The following is a 7,807-nucleotide window of genomic DNA, read 5'->3' on the forward strand; positions in this document are numbered from 1 at the left end:
TTGGAACCCCCTTCAAGCGTTTTAATCTCTAACCGCTTAAAGCTCAGTTTCAATTCTCCAAGAGTCTTATTGGAACATTGTCGATATAATCCAGTTTACTAACTCCCGAGATGTTTCAATTCTCCAAGAGTCTTATTGGAACCAATGAGGATTGTCGCATACTCGTTGAGCCCATCGTCGTTTCAATTCTCCAAGAGTCTTATTGGAACCTGGGGGAATCTTCCTCTAAACCTCCAACAGAAGGGGTATAGGGTTTAAAACTTATAATCCTTTCGACAGAGGTCCAATGAAAGTCCTCTGGGAATCTTCCAATTCAGCCCATTACATTAGAATATCAAGTGAATAAAACCCTAAAAAGCCTCAAACATCATCATGGACATTAATGATCACGGGATTTCCAAGACTCTTGGAAAGCTCCAGACGAGAAATAAAGCCTTAAAAAACTTTAGAATTCCAAAAAATTTGATTTACCCAGGGAATACATGTAAAAGAAGCCCAGGGTTCTTCCATTCAAAAACTTCAAAAAAACTCGTCACAAAATTTAAGAAAACTTGTAACAACACGTTAAACAATAACAAAAAGTTACTAAAGACTTCCAAACCAGAGAAAAACCCAAATTCTTAAATCGAAAGAACATGAAGGCACAAAAAATCAAGAAAAAAGATTAGAACATGAACTGAAAAATTAGATAAAAAGGAAGCATCAAACCTCCAAAATGTCCTCTTCTCCAATTTTGTCAAAGACCTCCTGGGTTATCTTGAGAACTGCCTTGTAAAGCTTTTCGCTTATAATTCCATCCTCATAGTGTCGCGTGAGCTCGTCCTTGTCGATTATCTCCTTCTTTCCATCGGGCCATCTTACAATGTCAATCTCCAAATCAATGTAGCGTGCCCTATCTGGATAAATCTCTATCGGACTGTTTATATTGTAATATTCCCCTTTCAGTTCACCCTCCTTCGTGTAGTAGCGATGTACGAACCACCATTTTCCTTCACTGAGTTCGGTAATTGCATAATCTCCATACTCAATTGGAATCTCAAGACCATCATAAACTCTTCCTGGCTTCAGGCGCCTCTTTATAACAACTCTAAGGGGCTCTAGTGAAACCTCCACAACTTCCCCGGGGCCGATTTTCGCTTTCTGACCGTCAGGTTTCACATGCTCCAGATGGAAGAGCCATCCCGTTTTGGGTCCTTTGCTCTTAACCACAGCCTCCAAAAACCCATCTCTAATTTCTTTCCGCTTCTTTACTTTCCCCAATATGGATTCCGCGATCTCCACGGCAAATTTAAACTCCGGGTCATAGGCTTTGAACTGATGGTGTCCTTCCATGGTCGGAATAACATCGTTTCTAATTGCATCGAGCTTCCTCTTTGCCCCTCCTCCAAACTCCACCTCATAAATGTTTCTTCCCTCTATGATCCTCGCCGGTGCTGAATAGTTATCCGCTTCCCTGAGTTTCTCAGCGAGTTTTGAGAGTGTTATGAGCTCTTCCTTCAGGAGGTTCCAATCCTTATATGCGGAGGCAGTCCTCCATAAAACACCCCAGTCCCCCAGATCTATGCTGAGTCCAAGAACTTTGAGCCTTTCTCTTTCCTCCCTATCCCTTATCTTTCTGGAGATTTTTACGTGCTTTTGTGCTCCAATGGGCTTGGGTATCAGCACGGCATAATCTCCGGGTATGGTGAGCAAAACGCTCAAATGGGGCAGAACATTGTACTTCTTAACCTGCACCAGCACCTCATCCCCCTCAACCGCATCGGGGAGTTCCTCTATCAAAACCGTCCCTATCGCATCTCCGATATCCACATAGATGTACTGTTCATCCCTGTTTACCACTATACCCTTGTATATCCCGTAGAGCTGGTAGGGCATTTTCCTGAAGAAAACGTCAATAAGCTCATCCTCCAAAATATTCTTGACCTCTTCAACTTTCGTCCCCACTAAAACTATTCCCTGCTCATCCCTCTTGTTGTATATGTCCACATCGAACTCCTCATATGTTTTCTCCAGGTTGAGCCTCTCCGCTATTTTTTTGCTGGGCTGGCTTATCCTGAAGCCCCTATCCAAGAGCAGTTTCGTAAGCGCTGTGCTATATATTCCCCTTATCCTCACCGAAACCCCTGAGTTTGTAGACACCTTCACCACCTCTCATCTTCTTTTGCACAAGACCAATGAGCGTCAAACCTTCCAGTATTTCGCGGGCTTTATCCCTCTCAACACCACTTTTCTTCTCAACATTTCTGGCCTCAACCCATAGTAATCCCATGGAATGCCACTCTCTCAAAGCTTCTTCAACTTTATGGACCCATGAAGGACTCGCATACAGATAATATGTGAATTTCACGAGTTTGTTAAAATCTTTCTCAAGCTCTTCAACCTTTTGTATACGGTCAAGTATTCCACTTGGAAGCTTTTTCTCTTTTTCGCTTTTCCCAATTAAAACTAAGCCCTCAACTTCTGCACTCAACTTTTGAATTGCCTGATGAGCTGAATAATCATAAACCCGGTAAAACTGGAGCAACCTCTGGAATGTTAAATTAAACTTCGCTCTCTCACTATAACTCTCTAAAGCGGAAGTCAGTGCAGATAGAACCTCTTCAAGCCTAAATTTCATCTGATGCTCGTTCTTCTGGAGCTCCTTTGCATCCCTCTCAAGTCCATACATTAAAGCTCCTTTATAAATCTGGGATGAGGTTCCAAATTTTTCATCAGCCAGAGCATAAAGCTCATGTAGAATGTCTTTTAATGCTTCAATATCGCTTGTTATCCCCGGCTCGAAGAGCTTTGAGAATTTTTTTCCGAATTCCTGGTGAAGCTCATCTGCTTTTGACACAAGTTTCTTAAATTCACTAATTTCCATTGCCACCCCTCCATGTATCTCTAGCCCATGATATACTTTTACTTTTCGCTTCAATCCCCATGTTGCTAGGTCTGTTGACGCTGGCGATGAGGGTATTTCGAGACCCAAACAATACATTAATGGAACTACTCGTATCCAGCTAATGAAAACATGCTTAAACTCCAACGTACTATTTAGCCGTGGTGATGTCATGAAGGTAACAATAGTTATGGAGAACCACAGTGGATTTAAAAAGGGACTTCTCGGCGCCCATGGTTTTTCGGCGCTGGTAGAGCACAAGAACATGAGGGTTCTCGTAGATACAGGAGTCGATGGCGAAGTTCTGCTAAGAAACATGAACGCCCTTGAAATAAACCCGAAGAAAATAGACTATCTCTTCTTGACCCACGGACACTATGACCATACTGGAGGATTGAAGGCTCTTTTAGAGGCGAGAAAGGGAAGGAAACTGCCGGTTATTGCACATCCGGAGATATTTACAAAAAGAGTGGCTTTAAAGCCCCATTTAAGAGATATAAGCATTCCATTCAAGAGAGAGGAACTTGAAGCTCTGGGAGCAGATTTCATATTGGTTAAAGATCCCTTTCAGATAAGGGAAGGAATTTGGAGCAGCGGTGAAATAGAGCGAAAAGTTTGGGATAGAGCTGTTGGATATAAGTTGGAGGGAGGGGCTCTTTCGAAAGACCCGGTTAAAGATGATATCTCATTAATTCTCGATCTGGGAAAGGAGGTAGCGGTCGTAACGGGATGCAGCCACAGTGGAATTCTGAATATAGCAATGCATGCTCAAAAAATTATAGAAAAGCCCCTAAAAGCATTAATTGGAGGCTTTCACCTGGCGGGGGCTAAGAAGGAGCTCATAGAAGATACTATAGAGACATTCAAAGGTATGGACATTAGGAAATTTTATGCAGGGCACTGCACGGGCTTCGATGCAACGGCACGATTTAAGACCGCATTCGGGGAGAGGTTTGAACCCCTCTATTCGGGCAAAGTTATAGAGCTTTAGATTTAAGGGGAAGGATGCTCAGGAGTACAAAAATGAAAGCCAATGAATATTCGCTGGCAAATCCAAAGCTTTCAACTATGAAGCCGCTTGAAAGGCTGCCCACAATCATTCCCAAAGAATTCACCAGATTGTAGGTGCCCATGGCGGTTCCTTTTTCCTTTTCACCAGCGAGCTTTCCGACTATGGAAGTGCCCGAGATGCTTATGAACGACCAGGAATATCCCGCTAGGAGGTATGAGAGGAGAACTAAGGGAAGTGCAAACTTTGAGAGGAACACCGCACCCAGAATGGCGAGAATGGCTGCCAGCCTCATGACCAAACCACTCCTTAAAACGCCATAATTCTCTCTTGATTTTAGCTTAATTCCAACTTGAGTATACATGAAGGCGGAAAGTGCCGCGTTCGCTATTGATATAGCATAGATCTCCTCCCTCGTAAAGCCATTGTATGTTAGAAAAACGGGCACCTGGGAGAAGTACAGACCGGATGCTATCCAGAGCAGAAAGAAAGATGTATAGAGGGATCTGAACTTTGAGAGCTTCTTAAAACTGTCTCTCGTTGGCATGTGGAGTACAAATCCCGGCGCATAGCGGGCTTTTTGAATTACCGTATTCCTGAAAGTCCTTATTGCATCCCTGTTAATGTAAATGGGTATCTCTCTGATGCTCTTCATGCCCATGAGGATTGAAGGGAAGCTTATGATAGCAAAAAGCAGGAATGAAGCGCTCATGCTGATGAATTTTGAAAGGGTGAGTCCAATTGCAAGACCGAACACCCATCCCCAGCCACTTATCTCATTGAACTTGCCCAAGCCGTAGTCCCAATAAGTCTTTCTGACGCTCCGCAAGACTAAAACTACAGGGACGGAAATTGTCGTGGCGAGAAAAAATGCATAAGCCATGTTAACCAGAATTAGTTCCCTGGGATTGTCCACAATTGCAAAGAGAGCCAAGAATACACTCGTACTTGCAAATCCCAGACTTATGAACACCCTCCTTTTCAAAGTCCTATCAGAGAGGTTCCCCCAGAACAGAGTGCCCGTCATGGATGCAAAACTTGCGAGGGCGTTCATAACACCCACGTCGCTCGCCCCACCTCCAAGGGAGAGGAGATAGAGAGGAAGGAGTATGGAGGCACCTCCCGTTGCTATCTTGAAGGGCACGAATGAGTAGAACCATGCTGGAATCTTAAATATCCCATAATGGAAGCTGTACTTCCTCTTCGTAACCATACTTGCATGTATTCGCTGGCTCATTTTCTCACCTTGAGGTGCAGACGCTGGCGTTTGAATTTATAAAGGTTGCTGAAAAGAGAAGGACTTCAATGAACATCAATATGCAAATGAGAAAAGAAAGTTAAAGAGAAATCAATCATACTTTCTGCGGGTTTCTTCATCGCACATGACATATTTCAAACGCTCTTCCCATTCTGGAGAATCCCACGTACCTAGAGCTTTATGGGTCGTGTAGTACTTCTGGGGAATGGGATGGGTTCCAAGAATGACCTTCAAGCCGTACTTCTCCTCGATGAACTTTTTGAAGTGATCTATCCACGGACAGGGAGGATACCCCACCAAAAAGCCAGTTGCAAAATGGATCACTTCGGCTCCATTTTTCTTCATTTCCGCGGGTGCATACTCAATATTTCCTCCAGGACAGCCCCCACATGTGGTGTAACCGACAACTTCAACCTCTTCATCTTTGTAGATGCTAAATGCACCTTCCCTTTCTCTCAGAGCCCTGAAGCACTTCCCCCCGGCGCACGTCCGGTAGCGATCACAAATTATAATCCCAATTTTCACCATTTGGCATCCCTTCAAAAGTCTAAACGTTTCGCTTACCTTAAACTTTTTGGTCGTCCTAACGATACTGTCAAGATAATTGCGACGTGTTTAATAATAGTCTCTCTTACGGGTACTCTCCTTATCCCAACAGTATTCTAATAGGCTAAATTTTATAAAGCATCATTCTAATGTTAGGTAACCCTAAAAAGGAGGGATCGAAATGAGAAAGCTTAAGGTTGCTTTCGGAATGGAAAATGATAACACGCTCATAGATGCCCACTATGGAGATTCAGACTTTTTCGCAATCTATGAGGTGAGAGAAAATGGCACATTCGAACTCCTTGAAAAGAGACACAACAGCGCCAAAGACATGGAAGAAGAGGGGCATGGTGATCCCCGAAAGTTTAAAGCTATAATAAATCAGCTCAAAGATGTGGACGTCCTAGCTGCTTTCAGAATGGGCCCCAACTTCTTGCGCATAAGAGACGAGAGTAACAAGGTTGCGTTCTTCACAAGAACAAGAGACTTAAAACTTGCCCTCCAGCGGATTGTAGAGAACTTTGAAAACATCTGGGAGCAGGTTCAGGAGAAGAATAAACAGTGACAGTAAGAATCTGAATGTTCTCTATCTTTTTAGGTTTATAAGAAAAGAGGGAGAGTTTTGGTGATGTGTGGGAAAGCGTTCCAAGATTCATATCAAGGCACTAAACTTCTGCCAGTTCATCTCTACATCTTACTCCATCTCAAAAAGGCTGGAGTGGATTACGCCAATATGATGGCCAAGATGACTGAGCTGGATGTGTTCCTAATTAAGGATGCGATAAACGACCTCCTTGAAGCAGGATTGATAGAACGGGACTCTGGTTCAGCTGTGAAGAGAAGCAAAGCACGTTTCAAAAAGGCATTTGAGGTGCATAAACACCACACTTATTACCGTCTCTCCCGAAAGGGTGAGCTCTTTCTCCGTTCAATTAATGAAGAGTGGATTAAACGATATTTCACGGATCTCCTTAACAGATACGATATTGTGCATATGCTTGTCAGAAGCTCGGACTTCCAAGAAGTGTGTAAAAAGCTGGGTAAAGAATGTGAAACACTGAGAAATGAGCTCATTCTTCATAGATTTATAACACCCTCTGGAAAGAAGACCCGATTTTTCAAGCTTCTCAGTGAATTTTTAGAGTTATAGTCCTCTGGTTATTCCAGTCAAAGAGCGAGTTAGTGAAAGGAAAAATGTTTAACTTTTGCCTCCCAATTCATAAAGGGGGATTTTGAAATGATAGCATATGAAATGATAGCATACAAACCCATAGGTATCATCCATACTCCATTCAAAGAGCCAAAAGGTGTCCCAATACAGCCATCTGCTGCTGTTGGAGTTAGAGGATGGGTGGAACTTTTGCCCAAATATGTCCCGGGACTGAAAGACATTAAGAGATTCTCTCATATTATCCTAATCTACCACTTTCACTTAGCCACACCGGGAAAGCTTATCGTAAAGCCGTATATGGATGATGAGGAGCATGGGGTTTTTGCAACTAGAGCTCCAAGCAGACCTAATCCGATTGGTATTTCAATAGTGAGGCTCCTTGGAGTTGAAGGGAATGTACTCCACATTAAAGACGTCGATATAGTGGATGGAACGCCTCTCTTAGACATAAAGCCTTACGTTCCAGAGTTTGATATTAAAGAAGTTGAAAAGATAGGCTGGCTCGAAAAGAACGTTCACAAGCTCTCCGAGGCAAGGGATGACGGGAGATTCGCCGATTAGTCTTTAAGAGCTATCGTCTTGGACAGTACTTAACTTCACAAAGGACACACACCGGTTTCTGTTTGTCCTTTTCTAAGGTTCTTAAAAAAACCAGCTCCAGACTGTTAAACGCTGATTTATACCACTTTCCACCAATCAATCGACTTTTCAGAATAGGTAAGTATCTGATTTTTCTTTTTGACAGGTTTTGACGGTTAACGCTCCACTGCTCATCCTGACAGTATGCCCGTAAACAGAGAAATCTTTATAGCCTGTTAGGTCAACCTAATTTTGGTGATATCATGATAGCCTTTGGACCAGTCCCTTCAAGACGCTTGGGCAAAAGCTTGGGGATAAACAATATCCCTGATAAGATTTGCTCCTATGCATGTGTCTACTGCC

Annotated in this window: 9 protein-coding genes and 1 pseudogene; 6 read left to right on the forward strand and 4 right to left on the reverse strand. The window is 43.1% G+C overall.

The features are described 5' to 3' along the window. Positions 1-372: 372 nt before the first annotated feature. Positions 373-624 (forward strand): hypothetical protein, encoded by a 252-nt coding sequence (locus tag ACXJGZ_RS02870; protein ID WP_456398266.1) that lies wholly within the window; start codon positions 373-375, stop codon positions 622-624. Between the two features lie 78 nt (positions 625-702). Here ACXJGZ_RS02870 and ACXJGZ_RS02875 read toward each other — a convergent pair whose 3' ends face one another. Both ACXJGZ_RS02875 and ACXJGZ_RS02880 read right to left on the reverse strand, forming a co-directional pair. Beyond that, the gene (locus tag ACXJGZ_RS02875) at positions 703-2,139 is read right to left on the reverse strand and encodes a ribonuclease FAU-1 family protein (protein ID WP_456326052.1); all 1,437 of its coding nucleotides are present in this window, start codon (positions 2,137-2,139) and stop codon (positions 703-705) included. Continuing rightward, entirely contained in the window at positions 2,093-2,863 is a 771-nt protein-coding gene (locus ACXJGZ_RS02880; protein WP_456321382.1) for a hypothetical protein, read from the reverse strand. The genes ACXJGZ_RS02875 and ACXJGZ_RS02880 overlap by 47 nt, the downstream gene beginning before the upstream one ends. A 190-nt stretch (positions 2,864-3,053) precedes the next feature. Here ACXJGZ_RS02880 and ACXJGZ_RS02885 point away from each other — a divergent pair, with 190 nt between their 5' ends. Then, on the forward strand, positions 3,054-3,872 hold the full coding sequence (locus ACXJGZ_RS02885; protein ID WP_456321381.1) for an MBL fold metallo-hydrolase: 819 nt from the start codon (positions 3,054-3,056) through the stop codon (positions 3,870-3,872). Here the strand turns inward: ACXJGZ_RS02885 and ACXJGZ_RS02890 are convergent. After that, positions 3,859-5,127 carry an MFS transporter gene (locus ACXJGZ_RS02890; protein ID WP_456321380.1) on the reverse strand — a complete coding sequence of 423 codons (1,269 nt, stop codon included), beginning with the start codon at positions 5,125-5,127 and terminating at the stop codon, positions 3,859-3,861. The two genes, ACXJGZ_RS02885 and ACXJGZ_RS02890, sit on opposite strands and share 14 nt — an antisense overlap. A gap of 111 nt (positions 5,128-5,238) precedes the next feature. Continuing rightward, positions 5,239-5,676 (reverse strand): CGGC domain-containing protein, encoded by a 438-nt coding sequence (locus ACXJGZ_RS02895; protein WP_456398267.1) that lies wholly within the window; start codon positions 5,674-5,676, stop codon positions 5,239-5,241. 199 nt (positions 5,677-5,875) lie between these two features. Here ACXJGZ_RS02895 and ACXJGZ_RS02900 point away from each other — a divergent pair, with 199 nt between their 5' ends. The 4 genes and pseudogenes from ACXJGZ_RS02900 to ACXJGZ_RS02915 all read left to right on the forward strand — a co-directional run. After that, a complete protein-coding gene (locus ACXJGZ_RS02900; protein ID WP_456398268.1) occupies positions 5,876-6,259 on the forward strand; it encodes a NifB/NifX family molybdenum-iron cluster-binding protein in 384 nt (127 codons plus the stop codon). Positions 6,260-6,322: 63 nt separating this feature from the next. Beyond that, positions 6,323-6,844 (forward strand): DUF2250 domain-containing protein, encoded by a 522-nt coding sequence (locus ACXJGZ_RS02905; protein ID WP_456398269.1) that lies wholly within the window; start codon positions 6,323-6,325, stop codon positions 6,842-6,844. Between the two features lie 87 nt (positions 6,845-6,931). Then, positions 6,932-7,426, forward strand: a complete 495-nt coding sequence (gene tsaA, locus ACXJGZ_RS02910) for a tRNA (N6-threonylcarbamoyladenosine(37)-N6)-methyltransferase TrmO (RefSeq protein WP_456398270.1) — start codon at positions 6,932-6,934, stop codon at positions 7,424-7,426. 281 nt (positions 7,427-7,707) lie between these two features. Then, positions 7,708-7,807, forward strand: a pseudogene (locus tag ACXJGZ_RS02915) (radical SAM protein); the annotation flags it as partial.

The sequence above is a fragment of the Palaeococcus sp. (in: euryarchaeotes) genome, from assembly GCF_053987695.1.

What these genes read in the sequence shown, in the direction of transcription:
- ACXJGZ_RS02890 (WP_456321380.1), bottom strand. Translation starts at nt 5,127, where the DNA reads ATGAGCCAGCGAATACATGCAAGTATGGTTACGAAGAGGAAGTACAGC.
- ACXJGZ_RS02880 (WP_456321382.1), bottom strand. Translation starts at nt 2,863, where the DNA reads ATGGAAATTAGTGAATTTAAGAAACTTGTGTCAAAAGCAGATGAGCTT.
- ACXJGZ_RS02885 (WP_456321381.1), top strand. Translation starts at nt 3,054, where the DNA reads ATGAAGGTAACAATAGTTATGGAGAACCACAGTGGATTTAAAAAGGGA.
- ACXJGZ_RS02870 (WP_456398266.1), top strand. Translation starts at nt 373, where the DNA reads ATGGACATTAATGATCACGGGATTTCCAAGACTCTTGGAAAGCTCCAG.
- tsaA (WP_456398270.1), top strand. Translation starts at nt 6,932, where the DNA reads ATGATAGCATATGAAATGATAGCATACAAACCCATAGGTATCATCCAT.
- ACXJGZ_RS02900 (WP_456398268.1), top strand. Translation starts at nt 5,876, where the DNA reads ATGAGAAAGCTTAAGGTTGCTTTCGGAATGGAAAATGATAACACGCTC.
- ACXJGZ_RS02905 (WP_456398269.1), top strand. Translation starts at nt 6,323, where the DNA reads ATGTGTGGGAAAGCGTTCCAAGATTCATATCAAGGCACTAAACTTCTG.
- ACXJGZ_RS02895 (WP_456398267.1), bottom strand. Translation starts at nt 5,676, where the DNA reads ATGGTGAAAATTGGGATTATAATTTGTGATCGCTACCGGACGTGCGCC.